The sequence below is a fragment of the Amycolatopsis sp. WGS_07 genome (genome assembly GCF_045278895.1).
Classification (GTDB): Bacteria; Actinomycetota; Actinomycetes; order Mycobacteriales; family Pseudonocardiaceae; genus Amycolatopsis.
Genome location: NZ_CP136053.1, coordinates 1,437,570 through 1,457,013, shown reverse-complemented (window position 1 = coordinate 1,457,013; position 19,444 = coordinate 1,437,570). Strand labels below are relative to the sequence as shown.

Genomic DNA, 19,444 nt, shown 5'->3' with positions numbered 1-19,444 from the left:
CCCTCCGTCCGGCACGCGCACCGAGATCGCGGCCTGTCGCGGGCAGGGCGGAGCCAGGGCCGGGCCACCGCGCGACAGCACCGCAGCCCCCGTGCTGCGAGACCGGACATTGTCCGGATTTCCCCCGAAGAAATGCAGGAATCGGGTGGCGGACCGGTAATGGTCCGTACCACCCTCGATCAAGTCTGCCGGTGGCCGAACGCGGCGACAAGCAGCCGATCAGGGTAATCGGGCGTGCTGGCCGCTACTGGACCTCCGTGCGGATCCGCCCGTGCTCCAACGCGATCACCGTCTGCGCCCGGCGCACCGTGGCTGGCCGGTGAGCGATGACCAGCAGCGCGCACTCCCCGGCGACCTGATCCAGCGTCCGCGCGAACGCGGCTTCGTTGGCCGCATCCAGCTGGGACGTCGGCTCGTCCAGGAGCAGCAGTTCGGGGCGGACGAGGAGGGCGCGGGCGATTGCCAGTCGTTGGCGCTGGCCGCCCGACAGCATGCCGCCGTGTTCGCCCGCGGGGGTTTCCAGGCCGGCGGGGAGGCGGTCGATGAATTCGGTCAGGTTGGTTTTTTCGAGGACGTCCCGGATTTGGCCCTCGGTCGCGTCGGGGGCGGCGTAGGTGAGGTTGTCGCGCAGGGTGCCGTGCAGGATGGGAGTTGTTTGCTCCACCAGGCCGATGCGCTGGCGGCATTCGGCGATGGACGGTTGATGCCCGTTGAACAGAATGGTGCCGCGGTCTGGTTCGTAGAAACGCTCGATCAGTGCGAGAATGGTGGATTTTCCGGCTCCGGACGGGCCGACCAGCGCGACGTGGCCTCTGCGTGGCACGGTGAAGGAAACGCCGCGCAATACTGGGCTTTCGGGGTGGTAGCTGAACCAGACGTCCCGCAGTTCCAGCACTGGCGCCGAAGCGGGAGCGGGACGACCGACGGGGGTGTGGTCGGTTTCGGTGGGCAGTTGGGTCATGTCGTGGACTCGCTGGAAAGCCGCCAGTCCTCTTTGGATGGTGGCGGCCAGTTCGAACAGGCCGGCGCTGGGGACGGCGATGTAGCTGACGTAGAGCAGGAAAGCGACCAGTTCGGACAGGGTGAGATTGCCGTTGGCGACCTGGATTCCGCCGGTGACCAGTACCGCGATGAGCGCGCCGTGTGCGGAGAGGGTGACGGCGGGGCCCGCGATGGAGTTGAGGCGGGCGGCTCGGACGTTGTCTCGATAGGTGGTGCGGGCAAAGTGGCCGATGCGGTCGGTTTCCCGGTCTTCCGCGCGGGTGGCGCGAATAGTGCGGATGGCGCTGAGGGCTCGTTCCAATTCCGCGGCCATCAGGCCAAGGTTGTCTTGCGCGTTTTCGGTGGCGTCTCGGATGCGGGCCAGCACGAACAGCGTGACGCCGCCGACGCCGCCGACGATGACGGCCACGATGCCGAACAACAGGGGGCTCAGCCAGAGCATGGCGACGGTGCCGCCGATGACCACGAAGCTGCCGGTCAGCATTTCGACCAGGTCGTAGGCGAGGGTGTCGCGCAGCAGGGTCGTGTCGGCGGTGGTCCGGGAGAGCAGGTCGCCGATCCGGTGTTTGTCGTACAGCCGCATCGGCAGCCGCAGCAAGTGCCGGACCAGCCGGACTCGCAGTCCCAGCACGACGCCTTCGCCCGAGCGTTCCAGCCAGTAGCGGCCGATGGTGTCCGTGCCGGCCTCGGCGATGAACACGGCGACGAGCCCGGCCAGCAGCCAGCCGACCGCCCCGCCCGCTCCGACGGCGTCGATGGTTTGCATGGCCAGTATCGGTTGCAGCAAGCCTAATCCGGCCCCGACGATAGTGAACAGGAGCGCGACCGCGATGTTTTTGCGGTGGCCGCGGGTGGCGGCGAACAGATGGCGCAGGCCGACCCGGGCATGTTCCTCGGCGGCTGGCGGACTGCTTTCGCGGGCGGTGACGGTCATTCGGGGCGGTCCTCGGCGGTTAAGGGCGCGACGGTGAGCAGCGGAGCGAAATAGCCCGGGGGATGGATTTCGTCGACAACCTTGCCGTCGGCTTCGATCCACGCGTGGGCGCTGAAGGGTTGCGTGCGCACGCCGGTGCGCCAGGTCGGCCAGGTGCCGTGCGCTCGGCACAGCAGCGCGGTGGCGACGGATCGGAGCAGACAGCCGTCGCCCGCGCAGCGCAGGCTGATCGCCACTACTGACCGGCGTGCGTTGCGGGCCTGTTCGTAGGTGGCGGGTCGGGCGCCTCGCCGGGCGAACTCTAGGGCCGCGCAGAGATGCTTGGGAGACAACAGGAGTAGCAGGGTGGCGATGCTGACGGTGAGCAGGGGTAGTGGTTTCCGGTGTAGGGGCAGGCGGATGCGGTGGGGTACTACGGTTGGCTGGCTCATGATGGTTCGATCAGTCCGGCGGTGAGCAGGTTTTCGGTCATCGTGGCGATGTCAGCGCGGACCCGGGCGGCGTCGATGTCGTATCTTGCCGCGAGATCGGCGGCGATCCGGTCGGCGGATTCGCCTGCCAGCAGGCGGTCGAGGGTGTGCGCGCCGGTCCGGTTGACCTGCCAATAGCGGCCGGTGCGCCGGTTGAGCAGGACCGAGCCGTCGGGAGTGTCGGTGAGCGCGGTGTCAGGGTGCAGGCGCATGGGCCCTCCGGTCGGTGCCGGCGATCGCGCGCAGCCACATCTCGCAGCCGAGCGCGGTTTCCAGATGTGCTTCCCATTCGTCGTTCATCCGGGGTTCGAGCAGGCAGGCCCGGAAGGCGTCGAGGTCGAGCAGGCCGCGCGCGGCCAGTGCCGAGTCGGCGAAGTAGTCGAGCAGGTCGGGTACGTGGCGGTGCGCCTCGGCGTCGTCGTCATCCTGGTAGTCGCCCTTGGTGGTGCGGTCGAGGATGAAATCGGGGACGAGTCCCCTCATCGCGTCGGCGAGCAGCGGTTTGTACCGCCAGGGCGTGAAACGGTCGCAAGCGCGGACCGCGAGCGCGGCTTCGACGACCCGGTCGTCCAGGTACGGGAGTTCGAGCGAGACGCCTTCGGCGGCGTACTCGCGCTGGATCTGCTGACACGCCGGTCCCGCGCCGCGCAGGCTAGCCAGCGCCTCGTGCTGGCCGCGATCGGCCGCCAGGGGCGTGGCCTCGGCGGCGATTTCATACAGCACCCGGCGGGTCGTCGCGAGCGCGTCGCCGGTGGCCCACGGCGCGGCCCGGACCACGTCGGCCCAGCCCAGCTCCGGCGTTCCGCGCCGGGGCAGCGGGTCGGTGAGGTGATCCGCGGATTCCCGCCACCAGCCGGCCCAGCTTTGCCTGCTGGCCAGGCCGGCCAGGGTTTCCGGCCACGACCAGCGGCCGAGGGTGCGGTAGACCCGGAGCTGCCGCAGGCCGGTGAGCGGACGGCGGCGGATCAGGGTGTGCAGGTAGCGGGGCGAGGCGGTGAAGACCTCGTCCCCGCCGTGCCCGGCCAGGTGCAGGCCGGAGCCGTGTTCGGCGAGCACGCGGGTGCCGTAGGCGGAGCTGGTCACGCCCCTGGTCATCGCCCACGGCGCTTCGAGGTCGGTCGTCGAATAGGGCGGGGCGAACAAGGCGGGCGAATCGGAGCCGCGCAGGTCGAGATGTTCGGCGTGGGGAAGCAGCTGGGCGGCCTTGGCGGCGAAGATCGGATCGTCGTTGGCGACGCTGCCTTCGGTCCACCGGAAGGTAAGCAGGTCTGGGGTGTGTTCGGCGGCGAGGAAACACAGCGTGGTGGAGTCCATCCCGCCGGACAGGTCCAGCGACAGCCTGCCCTTGGTGGGCCGACGCTCCGCGACCGCCTCGCGCAGCGCGGTGCGGACGACGGGAGCGCCTTCGCGGATTGGCACGACCGGTTCCGGTGGATGCCACCAACGGGCCGTGCGGGCGGTTCCGTCCTCGGCCAGCGCGACGTAGGAATCCGGCGGCACTGAATGTACTGTGCGCCACCAGCTTTTCTCGATCAACGGAGGCAACAGCTGCATCTGGGTCAGGTGCGCGGCGAGGAGATCCTCGTCCAGGTCCGCGCCGGTCATCTCGGCCAGCGGATCGGCGCGGGTGCCCGCGATCGCGGTGGGGCCGATCCGGGTGTGGAAGGCCCGGCGGTGGTTCGCCAGGGTGCCTTGCAGCCGGACCTGCCCGTTGACCGAGGCGATGAGATGGGCGCTGCCGGGCAGGATCCGGGCGAGGGCGTCCGCGTCGGCCGCGGTACGCAGGCGTGCGGCGTGGGCGGTCAGCCGTTCGATGGGCATCGGGCAGAACCCGAACACCGCGACACGGGCCCGGCCCGCGATGACCACCCGGATCTCGCCCGGTTCCCAGCGGCCGGCCAGCCATGGCCGTCCGGAGGAATGGAACAGGACGCTCGGCCGCCGGTAAGGAACTCTCGGCAGGAGCGCGGTGCCGTCCTGAGAATCCGGCAGGACGACGAGACTGCTGGACACTGCGTTCATCGGACCACCGGTCGGATCGAGTGAACGACGGGATGACGAACGTGGCTGAAAGCCTTCAGCGACGGGCTGGCTCAGCGGCGGCGACGTCCGCGACGGGTGTGGTCGCGCGGGCCGGGGCGGATGAGGCGGCGGGTGTCGGTCGCGAAGCAGCCGGGAGAAGCTGCCTCGGGGGCTTGGTAGCGTTCGGGAAGCGGCACGGTTTTCACGGAAACCAGTCCTCTGCTCGGGATGACGAACGTGGCTGAAGATCGGCTACGACCTCCAGCCACGTCAGCTCAGCTCAACGGGTAGCAGGTGCTACCCGCATGGATTGCTCGCTCAGCGGCGGCGACGGCCACGACGGTGGTGGTCGCGCGGGCCGCGGTGGTGCCGGCGGGTGTCGGTCGCGAAGCTGCCGGCCGAGGCGGCCTCAGGGGCCTGATAGCGCTCGGGAAGGGTCCTCACGGAAACCAGTCCTCCTCAGTATCTGATGGCATTTCTTATGGGTTGCCCAGCGATCGCTGATGAACTTTCATTCTGCGTGAAGTACTCCGCGAACAACACGCTAGCAGGATCGCCTAGTCCTGACACTCGTGCGTTCAGTCGAATCAGTTGGGCCGACGGTGCGGCCTCGTTTATTTTTCATGAAAGACATGAGAAACAGTGCGGCGGTATTGTCTGAGCGACATTGAGCCAGGACGAAATGCTTCTGTGTGCGTACTTAATTCCGGGACGGGCCGTCGGCGGTTCCGGCGATGCGGTTGCGGAATGCCGGGAATGTCTCACGGCGAAAACCGCGGTCGGCGAGTGCGCCGGGGGCGTCGTCCGGGACCGCCGGATGGCGCGGGGCCACCGCGTCGACCCGTTCGTAGGGTGCGCCGAGCGGGGGACGGGGATCGGCCTCGCCGCGGTTGGGCCACAGGGACATCGCCCGTTCGGCCTGCGCGGTAATGGTCAGCGACGGGTTGACCCCGAGGTTCGCCGAGATCGCGGAGCCGTCGACGACGTGCAGGCCGGGATAGCCGTGCACGCGCTGGTACGGGTCGAGTACCCCGCGCGCCGGATCGTCGGAAATGGCGCAGCCGCCGATGAAATGGGCGGTCATCGGGATGTTCAGGATCTCGCCGGTGGTGCCGCCCGCGATCCCGTCGATTTTCTCCGCGACCCGGCGGGCCGCTTCGTTTCCGGCGGGGATCCAGGTGGGGTTCGGTTCGCCGTGGCCGGGTGCGGAGGTCAGTTTCCGGCGTCCGGTGCGGGTGCGTTTGCTGGCGACGGTGATGGAATTGTCCAGCGTTTGCATCACCAGCAGGATAATGGTGCGCTCGGACCAGCGGCGCGGCGAGAACCACGTGAAGTTGCGCGGGTTCCTGGCGAACGCGCCCAGCCAGGTCAGCCAGCGCGGGACGGACTTGCCGCCGTCGGTGAGCGCGGTTTGCAGCAGCGACATCGCATTGCTGCCCTTGCCGTACCGGCACGGTTCGACGTGCGTGTGCGCGTCGGGGTGAATGGACGACGTGATGGCGACGCCGTGGGTGAAATCGACATCCTTGCGTTTCGACTTCGCGCCGAGGATGGATTCCGAGTTGGTTCGGGTCAGCCGGCCGAGGCTGGCGGAAATCCGGGGCAGCGCACCGGTTTCGCGGGCTTGGTGGAGCAGTTTCTGTGTGTTGTAGGTGCCCGCGCTGAAGATGACGTCGCGGGCGAAGAACGTACGCAGGTTTTTGCGGCGACGCGGCGACTTTCCGGTGCGGACCGCGGTGACGGTGTAGCCGCCGTCCGCTGGGCGCACGTCCAGCACCGTGGTCATCGGGACGACGTCCGCGCCGCGTTGTTCGGCTAGGTAGAGGTAGTTGCGGTCCAAGGTGTTCTTGGCGCCGACCCGGCAGCCGGTCATGCAGGAGCCGCATTCGGTGCAGGTGCGCCGCGCTGGTCCGGCACCGCCGAAGAACGGGTCTGGCACGACGGTTCCGGCGGGGGTGTCCTTGTCGCCGAAGAAAACGCCGACCGGGGTGAGCCGGAAGGACGAGCCGACGCCGAGGTCGTCGGCGACTTCGCGGAGCACCTGGTCCGCGGCGGTGACGGTGGGGTTCTGGGTGACGCCCAGCATCCGGCGGGCCTGGTCGTAGTGCGGTTTCAGCTCAGCTTGCCAGTCGGTGACGTGTGCCCATTGCGGGTCTTCGAAGAACGGGGCAGGCGGTTCGTAGAGGGTGTTGGCGTAGTTGAGGGAACCGCCGCCGACCCCGGCACCGCCGAGGATGACGACGTCGCGGAGCAGGTGGATGCGTTGGATGCCGTAGCAGCCAAGACGCGGTGCCCAGAGGAAATTCCGGACATCCCAAGAGGTTTTGGGCAGCGTTTCTTCGGTGCGGCGCGGGCCGGCTTCCAGGACGGTGACGCGGTAGCCCTTTTCGGACAGTCGCAGTGCGCTCACGGAGCCGCCGAAGCCGGAGCCGATCACGAGGACGTCGGTCTCTTCACGGGCGGTGTCGTTCATCGTCGTCCTCGCAGGCGGTGGGGGACGCCGCCGGACGGCGATTGGGCACCGTCCGGCGACGTGGCCCGAAGTCTCCCCGCGCGGCCGGGGTGCGAGCATCGGTCTGCGGACCGGGACGACGGGACCCGATTGGTCCCGCGGCACAAAACCTCAGTCCACCGGCCGGAGCACCGCCGGACCGAGCAGCCGGCACGCCAGGAGCGCCACCTCGACGTCAATCCGGCCCTCGGACAGCGGACGGCCGCGTTCCTGCTCGGCCTTGCGGAGCCGGTACTGGATGGTGTTCTTGTGCAGGTGCAGCTCCTGCGCGGCGACCATCAGGCTGCTCCCGCTGGACAGGTACGCCCACACCGTTTCGCGCATCCGGTGGTGGCCCTCGTCGTCGTCGGCCAGTGCGCCGAGCACCGACTGGACCCAGCCCGCGACCGCCGACGGATCGGCCGCGACCAGCGCCAACGGCCCGAGCTGCGCGGCGGCGGTCAGCGGCCGGGGCCGGGTCCGTTCGGTCATCTGCGCCACCGCCTCGGCCTGGCGGGCCTGCTGGTGGGTGGTGCGGAAGCCGGCCAGCCCGCTCGCCGGGTCGCCCAGCGCGACGCGCACCGGATCGGGTGAACTCTCGAGCGCGGCGGACACCGCGTCGAGGTCGAGCGTCGAGGCCGGGAACCAGGCCCAGACGGTCGAGGCGTCCGGAGCGACGACCAGCGGCGTGGCGCCGAGGGCGTTCGCGAGCAGGGCGGCGTGCTGTTCGAGGGTGGTCAGGCGGTCGCTTTCGTCCAGCTCCGGGCCACACCACAACACCGCGCCGACGTGCCGGTCCGACAGCGCGTAGCCGAGGGTCTTCTCGACGTCGGCGGCGTCGACGGGCTTGCCGGACAGCGCGGCCTGCACCTTCGCGAGCCGGGCCGCGTTGCGATGCCGCAGCCAGGTGTCGCGTTCCAGCTGGTAGGCCTCGACGACCTCCTCGGAGATCTTGTCGATGTAGGTGAAGGCGACGTGGGACAGGTCGGTGGCGGCGGCTGAGATCTCCGCGGTCGGCGCCGGTTCGGCGGCGATCAGGGCGATCATCTCCTGCTGGAAGGCGGCCTGGCCGAGCCGGTACGCGCGCAGCATCGCGGTGATCGGCACCCGGCGCTGCGCCAGCCGCCGAGCGAACTCCAGCGCGGCGGGCGGCGCACCGACGTCCTCGGGCTTCGTCGCGCCGCTCAGCACGCCCAGCGCGGCGACGAGGTTTTCCCGGACCGAGTTCTCCAGCAGCTCCCAGGCCTGTGCGTCGGGCGCGAGCACCGGCACCGCCTCGGCGATCTCCTCCACGATCCGCGCGCAGAGCAGCGCGACCTCGGCCAGGACCGAGTCCGCGACCTTGGCCAGCGTGGCGGCAGCCGTCGACGTCACAGGCAGCACCGTACGCCCGGTTCGTGCCCGGGACCCAACGCAGCCGGACGTTTCGGTTTCGCGCACAGTGCTTCGCCGCACGCGGATTCCTACCTTCGGGAAAACGACAGGAGGCCGCCATGAAGAAGTACCGCCTCGCCGGAGCGAACGGCGAAGCCGCCTGGCACGACCGGAAGCGCCATCTGTGGCTGCTCGGGCTGGTGGTGCCGCTGCTTCCGTTCGGCGCGATCGGGTTGCACGCCGCGACCGGAGCCGAAGCCGCGCTGTGGCTCGGCCCGCTCGTGGTGCTGGTCCTCGTCCCATTGATCGACCTCGTCGCGGGCTACGACCACACCAATCCGCCGGACGAGGTGATGGAGGCGCTGGAGGAGGACCGCTACTACCGCTGGATCACCTACCTGTTCCTGCCGCTGCAGTACGCCGGTTTCGTGGTGGGCGCCTGGGTGCTCGCGCAAGGCGGTCTTTCCGTCGGCGGCAAGATCGGGCTCGCGATCACGCTGGGCACGGTCGCCGGCATCGGGATCAACACCGCGCACGAACTCGGCCACAAACGGGAAAGCACCGAACGCTGGGCCGCGAAAATCGCGCTGGCGCAGTGTTTCTACGGGCATTTCTACATCGAACACAACCGCGGGCATCACGTCCGTGTCGCGACTCCGGAGGACCCGGCGTCGAGTCGGCTTGGCGAAAGCTTCTACCGGTTCTGGCCGCGTACGGTCTTCGGCTCGCTGCGCAGTGCCTGGGGTGTCGAGCGGAAACGCTATGCCCGCAAGGGAAGTCACCCGTTCCACCTCGGCAACGACGTGCTCAACGCGTGGCTGATGAGCGTGGTGCTGTGGGGCGTCCTGACCGCGTGGCTCGGCGTCGGGATCCTGCCGTATCTGGTGGTGCAGGCCGTGTTCGGGTTCTCGCTGCTGGAGATCGTGAACTACATGGAGCACTACGGGATGCTGCGCAAGCAGGTCACCCACGGCGCGAAGACCCGGTACGAGCGGGTCACCCCGGCGCATTCCTGGAACTCGAACAACGTCGCGACGAACGTGCTGCTGTATCACCTGCAGCGGCACAGCGATCACCACGCGAACCCGACGCGCCGGTTCCAGACCCTGCGCGATTTCAAGGAAAGCCCTGTCCTGCCGACCGGCTACACCGGGATGATGGTCGTCGCGCTGGTCCCGGCGTGGTTCCGGAAGGTGATGGATCCGCGGGTCTACCGGCACTTCGACGGCGACCTCCGGCAGGCGAACGTCCAGCCGGGCAAGCTGCCGTCGCTGCTGAAGAAGTACCCCGTCGTCGCGGCCGCCGAGGCGGAGCCCGCCGCGGACACCCGGTCGAAGCTGGCCGACGACGTGGACGCCGCGCGGTGCCCCGGCTGCGGCTACGTCTACCGCGTCGCGGAGGGCAACGAGCTGGAGGGCTTCGCCGCTGGGACGGCGTGGTCGGACATCCCGGACGACTGGACCTGCCCGGACTGCGGCGTGCGGGACAAGGTCGACTTCGTGCCCGTGGTGCGGGAGGCGGCGTGATGAAGATCGTCGCGGACTACGGCAGGTGCGAAGGCCTCGGCATGTGCGAGGCGATGGCGGACCAGTTCTTCGAGGTCGGGGACGAGGGCGTGGTGCAGGTCCTCGACGAAACCCCGCCGGAGGCGGACCGGCAGTTCGTTGACGCGGCGGTGCAAGCGTGCCCGGTCGCGGCGCTGCGGCTACAGGATTGAGGCCCGGTGGAGACGGAGCTGCTCGGGCGGGCGCGGTCGGGCGACCAGGCCGCGTTCGCCGTCATCTACCAGGAACACGCGTCGCCGGTCTTCCGGTACCTGAGGATGCGCGTGCCGACGGCGACGGTGGCGGAGGACCTGACGAGCGAGGCGTTCCTGCGCGCGTGGCGGAAGCTGCCGGACTTCCGCCCGGACGTCGGCTCGTTCACCGGCTGGCTGTACACGATCGCCGACAACCTGCTGCGCGACCACCGAAAATCGGCCCGCTACCGGCGTGAACTGCTCGACGGAAAAGACCACGACGGCCCGGACGTCCGGGGCGGAGCCGACCGGCTCGCACTGGCCCGGATCGAAGCCGCCACGCTCCGGCGCTGTCTGTCCGGCCTCAGCGAACCACAGCGCGAATGCCTGCGGCTGCGGTTTTTCGCCGGACTGTCCGTCGCCGAGGTCGCCGAAACGATGAACAAGAACCCCAACAGCGTCCGGGCACTGCAGCACCGCGCGGTGCGCGCGCTCGCGACGCTGCTGGCCGAGAACGAGAAGGCGGAACGCTGAAATGCACGGATTCCTGGAGATTTTCAAGATCATGGGGCCGCTGCTGGTGCTGATGCTGTGTCCGATCTGGCTTCCGCTGCTGGGGATGCTGATCGGGAAGCTCGCGGAGGTCTTCTCCGGCGGGGGTAAGCGGAGCGAACCGCGTTCGTCCCGGGCGGTGCGGGCTCGCGCCGAACCGGTCGAGGCGGGGAGTCGCGTTACTCGGTGAGGCAGCCCGGGTATAGCCGGGCGAGCATGTCTCGGGTGGCAAAGAGCATTGGCCAGGCATTCCGGACTTTCTTAGCCTGACTGCGGGTCGACGGCGGTCTCCGGGCCGGCGTCGGACGCACGCTCAAAGGAGAGCCGAGATGCCCGAGCGCCAGCCTGTCACTGCCCATCCGCCGTCCGGTCCCGACGGCGTCCTGCGTTTCCGCGGCGTGCGATACGGCACCGCTGAGCGGTTCCAGCCGCCGCGGCCTGCCGCGCACTCGTCCGACGCCGTGCTGCCGGGCCCGATCTGCCCGCAGCTCAACTCGCGGCTGGAGGCGGCGATGGGGCCGCCGACGGAGGAACCGCCCCAGTCCGAGGGCTGTCTTTACCTCGCCGTCGCCACTCCTGCGTTGACCGGGGCGCGTCCGGTGCTCGTGTGGCTGCACGGCGGTGGTTTCCTGAGCGGCGGCGGCACTCTTCCCTGGTACGACGGCGGACGGCTCGCGGCGGACGGTGACGTCGTCGTGGTGTCGGTCAACTATCGGCTCGGGGTGTTCGGTTACCTGGTCCACGAGGGGGTCAGCGAGGGCAATCTCGGCCTGGCGGACCAGACGCTCGCGCTCGAATGGGTGCGGGACAACATCGCGGCGTTCGGTGGCGATCCGGGGAATGTCACCGTCTTCGGGCAGTCCGCGGGAGCGCTTTCGACGCTCGCCTTGCTGTCCAGGCCGGAAAGCCGTCCGCTCATCCGGCGGGCGATCGTCCAGAGTTCCCCGGATCCCGCGATCATCCAGACGCGCGCGAAAGCGCTGGAGATCGGCCGGTATTTCGCCGATACGCTCGGCGAGGACCCGGCGACCGCGTCCGTCGAGCAGTTGCTGGCCGCGCAGCAGCGCACGCTTCGGTGGAACGCCGCGAAGGATCCGACGTCGACCCGGCCGCCTTTCGGGCTCGTCGACCTCGACGTGCGCCTGTCCGAACCGTTGCCGGACTTGATGATCGGGTACACGACGCAAGAGTGTTCGGCCTTCGCGATCGGGGTTCAGGACGCCGAGATCCGGCAGGCGATCGTGGATCAGACCGAGCCGCTGTTCGGCCGTCCGTCCCGTGCGTTGGCTGAGCAGTATGGCGGGGCGGCGTACTCCTATGAGTTCGCCTGGAGTCCGGAGCACGGCGGATTCGGCGCGATCCATTGCCTCGAACTGCCTTTCCTGTTGGGCACCCGCGAGTCCTGGCGCGACAGCCCAATGCTGGGCGACACGAGCTGGGCCGAAGTCGAACGCCTCGGGGCCCAGATGCGCTTGTGGTGGACCGAATTCGCGCGGTCCGGCTCGCCGGGCACGCAATCCAGCTTCCGGATCACGCACGCACTGGAGAACACGCCATGAGCAAGCCCGGTATCCACTGGCCTGTCGTCCTGCTCTGCTTCCTCGCTGTCCTCCTCGACGGCTTCGACACCGCCGCACTGTCGTTCACGATCCCGACGCTGTCCCATGAATGGGGGACCGCTCCCGCCGCCTTCACCCTGCCGTTGGTGCTGACCAACATCGGGGTCGTCGTCGGATACCTGGCCGCGGGTTACGTCGGGGCCCGGATGAAGGCGCGGTCGGTGGTGCTCACCGGCGTCCTGATCTTCGCGGCCGCGACCGTGCTGACCGCCGTGATCCTGCACCTGAAATCGATGCCGGTCTTCGCCGCGACCCGACTGGTGACCGGGCTCGGCCTCGGGCTGGTGCTGCCGGCCGGGGTGGCGCTCGCGACGAAACACAGTGCGGAGGGACGCCGGGAGCTGGTCTCCGTGGCGGTGACGCTCGGTCTTGCTTCCGGGAGCAGCCTCGGCGGGTTCTTCGGCGGCAAGCTGCTGCACAGCGTGGGCTCCGCCGGAGTCTTCTACATCGCGGGGCTGGCTCCGCTGCTGCTGGCCGCGGTCATGGCGGTGGTGCTGCCTGCTCAGGAGCCGGTGGTCGCGACCAGCGCGAAGCAGGAGGCCAAGGTGAGCAGGCTGTTCGGGCCTGGGCTGCGCCTGCCGACGTCGCTCATCTGGGCGTTCTCGTTCCTCATCTTCATCACCGCGTACGTCCTGATCTCCTGGGTTCCGACGCTGCTCACCGGATACGGCTTCGCCGCCGGGAAAGCCCCGCTGGGCCTTGCGTTCCTGACCCTCGGCGGGATCGCGGGCGGCCTGGTGCTCATTCCGCTGGCCGCGCGGATCGGGATCGCCCGCGCGCTGATCCTGATGCCCGCCATCGGCGCGGTGTGCATGGTGCTCGTCGCGACGGTTCCGGTCGGCGAGGTGCTGCTGTTCGTGCTGCTGGCCGGGGCCGGGTTCGGGGTCACCGCCGGGCAGATCGGCCAGCTGACCCTCGCGGTCTCGATCTATCCCGTGCGCACTCGCACCACCGGCGTCGGCTGGGCTGCCGCGCTCGGGCGCATCGGGTCGATCGTCGGGCCGGGTGTCGCGGGTGCCCTGCTCGCGCTGGCGTTGTCGGCCCAGACCATCGTCCTGGCGACCGCCGTTCCGGTGCTCGTCGCGATCGGCTGCGCGGTGGGGTTGAGCCGGGTGCGAGCGAGCACGAGGAAGGAGCGGGATGGCGCACTGGTTCGATCTCGGTGACGTCGCGGTCGTTCCGCTGATCGAGGACGATCGGCTGCTGATCGACCCGGGGGAGTTCTTCCCGGGACTCGAGCCGGACCTGGCCGATTGGTACGCCCAGGAGCCGTGGTTCGACCGGGCGACGGGGAAGCTGGTCTTCGTCATCCAGTCGTTCCTCGTCTGCTCGGCGGACGAGGTGCTGCTGGTCGACGCGTGCGTCGGGGCGGGGAAGGACCGTCGGCGCGCGGAGTTCGACCAGCTGCCGGACCGGTGGATGCGGCAGTTCCTCGCGACTGGGCTGCGGGACGTCGACGCCGTCGTGTTCACGCATCTGCACGCCGATCACGTCGGCGCCGTGACTACCCAGCAGGAGCTGGCTTTCCCGGCTGCGCCGCACTTCGTGGTCGAGGAGGAGTTCCGCTACTGGTCGAGTGAAGCCGGTGCGGCGGCCATGCAGCGGACCGGCGACTACCTGGCTGACAGTGTCCTGCCGATCGAGCGGGCTGGACAGTTGAGCTTTGTCGCTCCGGACGCGGTGGTGGGCAAGCATGCGGAGCTTGTTCCGGCGGCCGGGCACACGCCGGGGAACGTGTGCGTGCGGGTTCGCGGCAGTGCGGGGACGATTCTGCTGGCTGGGGACACGATGCATCACGGGGTGCAGGTCCGGCATCCGGAGCTGAGTACGCGGTACTGCGTGGAGCCGGGTGAGGCGGCGGAGGTGCGGAGGGAGTTGCTGGGGAGCGGGGCGGTCTTGCTGCCGACGCATTTCCCGGTGCCCTCGGTGGGGCGGGTGCGGCGGGGTGGGTTTGAGTTCGCCGACGAGCTGGTGCGGGGCGGGCAGTTCAGGTACCAGGAGTGGGTGGGGTCGTGAGTGCTAATCCCGGTTAGAACCGGGACAGTCACTCACGACACTGGGTCCACGCGGCGACGGAGCAGACAGAACACGTTCCCCTCCGGGTCCGCGAGCACGTGCCACGACTCCTCGCCGGTCTGGCCGACGTCGGCGGGCCGGGCACCGGCCGCGAGCAGGCGTTCCAGTTCCGCGTCCTGGTCGCGGTCGGTCGGGTTCACGTCCAGGTGCAGCGGCAGTTTCGCGGGTTTCGGGTCACTGCTGCGGCTGAGGATCAGCGTCGGCTGCGGGCCGCCGAAACCGGCTCCGGGCGGGCCGATTTCCAGGTCCTCGCCGTCCCAGCCGAGTTCGACGTAGCCGAGGACTTCGCACCAGAAATCACCCATCCGTCGCGGGTCGGCGCAGTCGAGGACGAGTTCGGTGATCCGGCAGGCCATGTGCGCAGCTTAAGGCCGCCGGGGAGCCGGGCACAGCGGATTCCGATTTGTGCGCGCGGATAGATCTGCCGCCCCGGATTCGTCCGCGCGTACGAACGGACTGTCCGGGAAACCTCCTAGGGTCGCCAGCAGCGAGGCGAGGAGGCAAGCATGCGGACACTGCTGCGTGGCGGTCGCGTGATCGACCCGGCTACGGGCTTCGACGGCACAGCTGACGTGCTGGTATCCGACGGCAAGGTGATCGCGGTCGGACCGGGACTGCCGAGCGCGGACGACCAGGTCGAGATCGACGTCGCTGGGTACATCGTCGGGCCGGGGTTCATCGATCTGCACAGCCACGTGCACTCGATCGCCGGACAGCGGCTGCAGGCGATGGACGGCGTCACGACGGCGCTCGACCTGGAGGCCGGGCTGATGCCGGTCGAACGGGCCTACGCCGAGGCGGCCGCGGCCGGTCGTCCGCTGCACTACGGGTTCTCGGCCTCGTGGGGTTCCGCGCGGGCGAAGGTGCTCGCGGGCATCGAGCCGGACGCGAACATCAACACCGGGCTCTCCGTGCTTGGCATGCCGGAGTGGCAGCGGTCGTCGTCGAAGACGGAGCTGGCTGCCTGGCTGTCCCTTGTGGAGGGTGAGCTGGCGGCGGGCGCGCTGGGCGTCGGCGTGCTGCTCGGGTACGCGCCGGCCAGCGATCCGGCTGAGTTCCTGGCGTTGGCGAAGCTGGCTAAGCAGGCCGAAGCGCCGACGTACACGCACGTCCGCGAGCTGGTCGAGGTCGATCCAGGCACGCCGGCCGACGGGTCGGAGGAGATCGCGATCGTCGCCGCCGAGACCGGCGCGGCGATGCACCACTGCCACGTCAACAGCACTTCCGGACGGCACGTCGACCGTGTGCTCGCCGCGCTGGAGTCGGGCCGGTCCGCCGGGTCGCGGGTGACGGTCGAGGCCTATCCGTACGGCGCGGGCAGCACCGCGGTCGGCGCGGCTTTCATCTCGCCGGAGCGGCTGAAGATGAAGGGCCTCAACCCGTCCCGGGTGATCCTGCTGGAGACCGGCGAGCGGATCGCGGACGAGGGACGGTTGCTGCAGGTCCGGGCCGAGACGCCGGGGGCGCCGTGCATCCTGGAGTTCCTCGACGAGGACGACCCGGTGGACCGCACCCTGCTGCACCAGGCGCTCGCATTCCCGGACTCGATCGTCGCGAGCGACGCGATGCCGGTGTACTGGCAGAACGGGGCGAACGAATCCACGGAATGGCCGCTGCCGCCCGGTGGCGCGACGCATCCGCGTACGGCGGGGACGTTCTCCAAATCGCTGCGGCTGATGGTGCGCGAGGCCGGGGTCTGGACCTGGCTGGAGGCGTTCCGGCGTTGCTCCTACCTGCCCGCGCGGGTGCTGGACGAGGTCGCGCCGGGTGCGCGGACCAAGGGCCGGTTGAACGTCGGCGCGGACGCGGACATCGTGGTCCTCGACCCGGCCACGTTCACTGACACCGCAACGTATTTCGACGCGACCCGGCCTGCCGTCGGCGTGCGGCACCTGTTCGTCTCGGGCACTCCGGTGGTGCGGGACGGCCAGCTGCTCACCGACGCGTTCCCGGGCCAGCCGCTGCGGGGTGAGCCGCGATGACCGAGTTCGATGTGGACGCTTTGCTCGCCGACATCGAAACGTTGGTGTGCTGTGAATCCCCGTCCTCCGACCTCGACGCGGTGGCGCACAGTGCGGACGTGCTGACCGAGGTTGGCAAGGCATTGCTCGGCGTGGAGCCGGAACGGATCGTCCTGGATGGACGGACGCATCTGCGCTGGCGGTTCGGCGACGGACCGGCGCGGGTGTTGCTGCTCGGGCACCACGACACGGTCTGGCCGATGGGCTCGCTGGAGACGCATCCGTTTTCCGTGCAGGACGGTGTTTTGCGCGGTCCGGGCTGCTTCGACATGAAGACCGGCGTCGTGATGGCGTTGCACGTCGCGGCGTCGCTTAATGACCGAAGTGGACTGTCTATTTTGGTCACTGGCGACGAGGAGCTTGGCTCGCCGTCGTCGCGTGGGCTGATCGAGGAAGAGGCACGCGGCTGCGCGGCGGCCTTCGTACTCGAAGCGGCGGCAGACGGTGGCGCGATCAAGACCCGCCGCAAAGGCGTTTCCCACTACCGGATCGAGGTGACCGGACGCGCCTCGCACGCCGGGCTTGAACCGGAGAAGGGGATCAACGCCGGGATCGAGATCGCGCATCAGGTGCTCGCGGTCGCCGGGCTCGCCGATCGGGAGCGCGGCACCAGCGTGGTTCCGACGGTGCTTTCGGCTGGTACCACGGTAAACACCGTGCCCGCGGCAGCCGCGGTCGAGGTCGACGTGCGGGTGTGGAACGAGGAAGAACAACTCCGCGTCGACCGCGAGATCCGTGCGTTGCAACCGGTGCTGGCGGACGCGCAGGTCCGGGTCACTGGCGGAATCAACCGTCCGCCGTTGGACGCGGTGTCTTCGGCCGCTTTGTTCGGGCTGGCGCAGGAATTGGCCGCGGAACTGGGATTGCCGGAATTGACCGAGGCGGCCGTCGGCGGCGCTTCGGACGGCAATTACACGGCGGGATTGGGTGTGCCGACACTCGACGGCCTCGGCGCGGTCGGCGGCGGCGCACACGCGGATCACGAACATGTCCTGGTCGAGGAATTGCCGCGGCGGACGGCGTTGCTAGCCGCGTTGGTGGAGAACGTGCTGACGAAGGGGAGTCCGTCGGTTCCGACGAATCCGGCGGGCGATTCTGGTCGAGCACGACGGTGACTCACCGAGGGAAGCCGGGAAAGGATCATCCCGTGACGAATCTTGCGATGAACACGGAAAGACCCGTCGCGGCGGAAGCGGTCGAGGCCGCGCGGGCGGCCGCCGTCGCCTCGGGGGTCGAAGTCCGGGAAATCACCGAGATCGCGGAAATGACCGCGGTCGGAGTGCTGTTCGAGACGATCTGGCGGTCCGCGCCGGGCACTCGCCCGGTGACGACGGAGCTGCTGCGCGCGCTTTCGTCGGCGGGGAATTACGTGGCAGGCGCTTTTGCCGACGGTGAACTGCTCGGCGCGTGCGTCGGATTCTTCGGCAATCCCGGAAAGGGCAGCCTGCACAGTCACATCGCCGGAGTCGCCAAGGCCGGTGCGGGGCGTGGAATTGGCTATGCGCTGAAATTGCATCAACGGGGCTGGGCGCTGGAGCAGGAGGTCTCGGCGGTCAAATGGACTTTTGACCCACTGGTCCGCCGCAACGCGTATTTCAACCTCGGCAAGCTCGGCGCGCTTCCGGTGCGTTATCTGCGGGATTTCTACGGTCCGATGACGGACGGGATCAACGGTTCGGGCGACACCGACCGGCTGATGGTGTCCTGGGAACTGACCAGCCCGGCAGTGCGGAACGCGGCGTTCGGCGAGCCGATCCGCACGGACGCCAAGGCATTGCTCGACCAAGGTGCGACGGTGGCCCTTGAAGTGGCCGCGGACGGTGGCCCAGCCGCCGGTTCCGCCGAGGGCCCGGTAACGCTCGTCGCGGTCCCGCCCGACATCGAAGGCCTGCGCACCACCGATCCCGGCCGAGCCGCCGCCTGGCGGGCCGCGCTGCGCGAAGTGCTCGGCGGGCTGATGGCCGCCGGGGGCCGGGTGACCGGCTTCGACCGAGCCGGCTTTTACGTGATTTCCAAGGAGGAGCAGTGAAACTCAGCGGTGTGGAACTGCGCCGGGTGCAGATGCCGCTCGTCGCCCCGTTCCGGACTTCGTTCGGCACCCAGTCCGTCCGCGAACTCTTGCTGCTGCGCGCGGTCACGCCGACCGGCGAGGGCTGGGGCGAGTGCGTGACGATGGCCGGGCCGTTGTACTCCTCGGAGTACAACGACGGGGCCGAACACGTGCTGCGCCACCACTTGGTGCCAGCGCTGCTGGCGGAGGACGACATTACCGCGGCGAAGGTGACGCCGCTGCTGGCGAAGTTCAAGGGCCACCGGATGGCCAAGGGCGCGCTGGAGATGGCGGTGCTCGACGCCGAACTCCGTGCGCACGAACGGTCTTTCGCCGCCGAGCTGGGTTCGGTGCGCGATTCCGTGCCGTGCGGCGTTTCGGTCGGGATCATGGACACGATTCCGCAGCTGCTCGACGTCGTGGGCGGGTACCTCGACGAGGGCTACGTGCGGATCAAGCTGAAGATCGAGCCCGGCTGGGACGTCGAGCCGGTGCGCGCGGTCCGCGAACGCTTCGGCGACGACGTGCTGCTGCAGGTCGACGCGAACACCGCGTACACCCTCGGCGACGCGCCGCAGCTGGCCCGCCTCGACCCGTTCGGCCTGCTGCTGATCGAGCAGCCGCTGGAAGAGGAGGACGTGCTCGGCCACGCCGAACTGGCGCGCCGGATCCAGACGCCGATCTGCCTCGACGAGTCGATCGTGTCGGCGCGCGCGGCAGCGGACGCGATCAAGCTCGGCGCGGTCCAGATCGTGAACATCAAACCGGGCCGCGTCGGCGGTTACCTGGAGGCGCGGCGGGTGCACGACGTGTGCGCGGCGCACGGGATCCCGGTGTGGTGCGGCGGGATGATCGAAACCGGCCTCGGCCGGGCGGCGAACGTCGCGCTGGCCTCGCTGCCGAACTTCACCCTGCCCGGCGACACCTCGGCGTCCGACCGGTTCTACCGGACCGACATCACCGAACCGTTCGTGCTGTCCGGCGGCCACCTTCCGGTGCCGACCGGACCGGGCCTCGGCGTCGCACCGATTCCGGATCTGCTGGACGAGGTGACCTCGGAAAAGGTGTGGATCGGTTCGTAGCCCGCTACGAATT

General features: G+C 69.3%; 18 protein-coding genes. 11 read left to right on the top strand and 7 right to left on the bottom strand.

The window, feature by feature from the left end:
• Window positions 1–244 precede the first annotated feature (244 nt).
• From RPX00_RS06645 to RPX00_RS06620, 6 genes are all read right to left on the bottom strand, one after another.
• Complete coding sequence (locus RPX00_RS06645; RefSeq protein ID WP_406638463.1) at window positions 245–1,936, bottom strand: ABC transporter ATP-binding protein; 1,692 nt, start codon at window positions 1,934–1,936, stop codon at window positions 245–247.
• On the bottom strand, window positions 1,933–2,367 hold the full coding sequence (locus RPX00_RS06640; RefSeq protein WP_406638461.1) for a lasso peptide biosynthesis B2 protein: 435 nt from the start codon (window positions 2,365–2,367) through the stop codon (window positions 1,933–1,935). Before RPX00_RS06640 ends, RPX00_RS06645 begins: the two co-directional genes overlap by 4 nt.
• Entirely contained in the window at window positions 2,364–2,618 is a 255-nt protein-coding gene (locus RPX00_RS06635) for a lasso peptide biosynthesis PqqD family chaperone (protein ID WP_406638459.1), read from the bottom strand. Before RPX00_RS06635 ends, RPX00_RS06640 begins: the two co-directional genes overlap by 4 nt.
• Window positions 2,602–4,428, bottom strand: a complete 1,827-nt coding sequence (locus RPX00_RS06630) for an asparagine synthase-related protein (RefSeq protein WP_406638456.1) — start codon at window positions 4,426–4,428, stop codon at window positions 2,602–2,604. Before RPX00_RS06630 ends, RPX00_RS06635 begins: the two co-directional genes overlap by 17 nt.
• A gap of 700 nt (window positions 4,429–5,128) precedes the next feature.
• On the bottom strand, window positions 5,129–6,901 hold the full coding sequence (locus RPX00_RS06625) for a GMC oxidoreductase (protein ID WP_406638454.1): 1,773 nt from the start codon (window positions 6,899–6,901) through the stop codon (window positions 5,129–5,131).
• A 150-nt stretch (window positions 6,902–7,051) separates the two neighbouring features.
• Entirely contained in the window at window positions 7,052–8,293 is a 1,242-nt protein-coding gene (locus RPX00_RS06620; RefSeq protein WP_406638452.1) for a PucR family transcriptional regulator, read from the bottom strand.
• Window positions 8,294–8,412: 119 nt separating this feature from the next.
• On the opposite strand from RPX00_RS06620, the gene RPX00_RS06615 reads away from it, so the two are divergent.
• The 7 genes from RPX00_RS06615 (at window position 8,413) to RPX00_RS06585 (ending at window position 14,218) form a co-directional block, all read left to right on the top strand.
• On the top strand, window positions 8,413–9,819 hold the full coding sequence (locus RPX00_RS06615; protein ID WP_406638450.1) for a fatty acid desaturase: 1,407 nt from the start codon (window positions 8,413–8,415) through the stop codon (window positions 9,817–9,819).
• Entirely contained in the window at window positions 9,819–10,010 is a 192-nt protein-coding gene (locus RPX00_RS06610) for a ferredoxin (protein WP_406638448.1), read from the top strand. Before RPX00_RS06615 ends, RPX00_RS06610 begins: the two co-directional genes overlap by 1 nt.
• Window positions 10,011–10,016: 6 nt before the next feature.
• Window positions 10,017–10,565, top strand: coding sequence for an RNA polymerase sigma factor (locus RPX00_RS06605; protein WP_406638445.1), 549 nt, complete (start codon window positions 10,017–10,019; stop codon window positions 10,563–10,565).
• 1 nt (window position 10,566) lies between these two features.
• On the top strand, window positions 10,567–10,773 hold the full coding sequence (locus tag RPX00_RS06600; protein ID WP_406638442.1) for a hypothetical protein: 207 nt from the start codon (window positions 10,567–10,569) through the stop codon (window positions 10,771–10,773).
• Window positions 10,774–10,912: 139 nt separating this feature from the next.
• The gene (locus tag RPX00_RS06595; protein ID WP_406638441.1) at window positions 10,913–12,142 is read left to right on the top strand and encodes a carboxylesterase family protein; all 1,230 of its coding nucleotides are present in this window, start codon (window positions 10,913–10,915) and stop codon (window positions 12,140–12,142) included.
• A complete protein-coding gene (locus RPX00_RS06590; RefSeq protein ID WP_406638439.1) occupies window positions 12,139–13,368 on the top strand; it encodes an MFS transporter in 1,230 nt (409 codons plus the stop codon). The genes RPX00_RS06595 and RPX00_RS06590 overlap by 4 nt, the downstream gene beginning before the upstream one ends.
• Window positions 13,343–14,218, top strand: coding sequence for an MBL fold metallo-hydrolase (locus RPX00_RS06585; protein WP_406638437.1), 876 nt, complete (start codon window positions 13,343–13,345; stop codon window positions 14,216–14,218). Before RPX00_RS06590 ends, RPX00_RS06585 begins: the two co-directional genes overlap by 26 nt.
• Before the next feature lie 32 nt (window positions 14,219–14,250).
• Here the strand turns inward: RPX00_RS06585 and RPX00_RS06580 are convergent, their stop codons facing one another.
• The gene (locus RPX00_RS06580) at window positions 14,251–14,634 is read right to left on the bottom strand and encodes a VOC family protein (protein ID WP_406638435.1); all 384 of its coding nucleotides are present in this window, start codon (window positions 14,632–14,634) and stop codon (window positions 14,251–14,253) included.
• 150 nt (window positions 14,635–14,784) lie between these two features.
• Between RPX00_RS06580 and RPX00_RS06575 the strand changes: the two genes are divergently transcribed.
• The 4 genes from RPX00_RS06575 to menC are packed head-to-tail and all read left to right on the top strand — an operon-like array spanning window position 14,785 to window position 19,431.
• A complete protein-coding gene (locus RPX00_RS06575) occupies window positions 14,785–16,260 on the top strand; it encodes an amidohydrolase family protein (RefSeq protein WP_406638433.1) in 1,476 nt (491 codons plus the stop codon).
• Window positions 16,257–17,414: a M20 family metallopeptidase gene (locus RPX00_RS06570; protein WP_406638431.1), complete on the top strand. Its 1,158-nt coding sequence runs from the start codon at window positions 16,257–16,259 to the stop codon at window positions 17,412–17,414. The genes RPX00_RS06575 and RPX00_RS06570 overlap by 4 nt, the downstream gene beginning before the upstream one ends.
• Window positions 17,415–17,461: 47 nt before the next feature.
• Window positions 17,462–18,328, top strand: coding sequence for a GNAT family N-acetyltransferase (locus RPX00_RS06565; RefSeq protein WP_406642801.1), 867 nt, complete (start codon window positions 17,462–17,464; stop codon window positions 18,326–18,328).
• Window positions 18,325–19,431, top strand: a complete 1,107-nt coding sequence (gene menC, locus RPX00_RS06560) for an o-succinylbenzoate synthase (RefSeq protein ID WP_406638429.1) — start codon at window positions 18,325–18,327, stop codon at window positions 19,429–19,431. Before RPX00_RS06565 ends, menC begins: the two co-directional genes overlap by 4 nt.
• Window positions 19,432–19,444 lie beyond the last annotated feature (13 nt).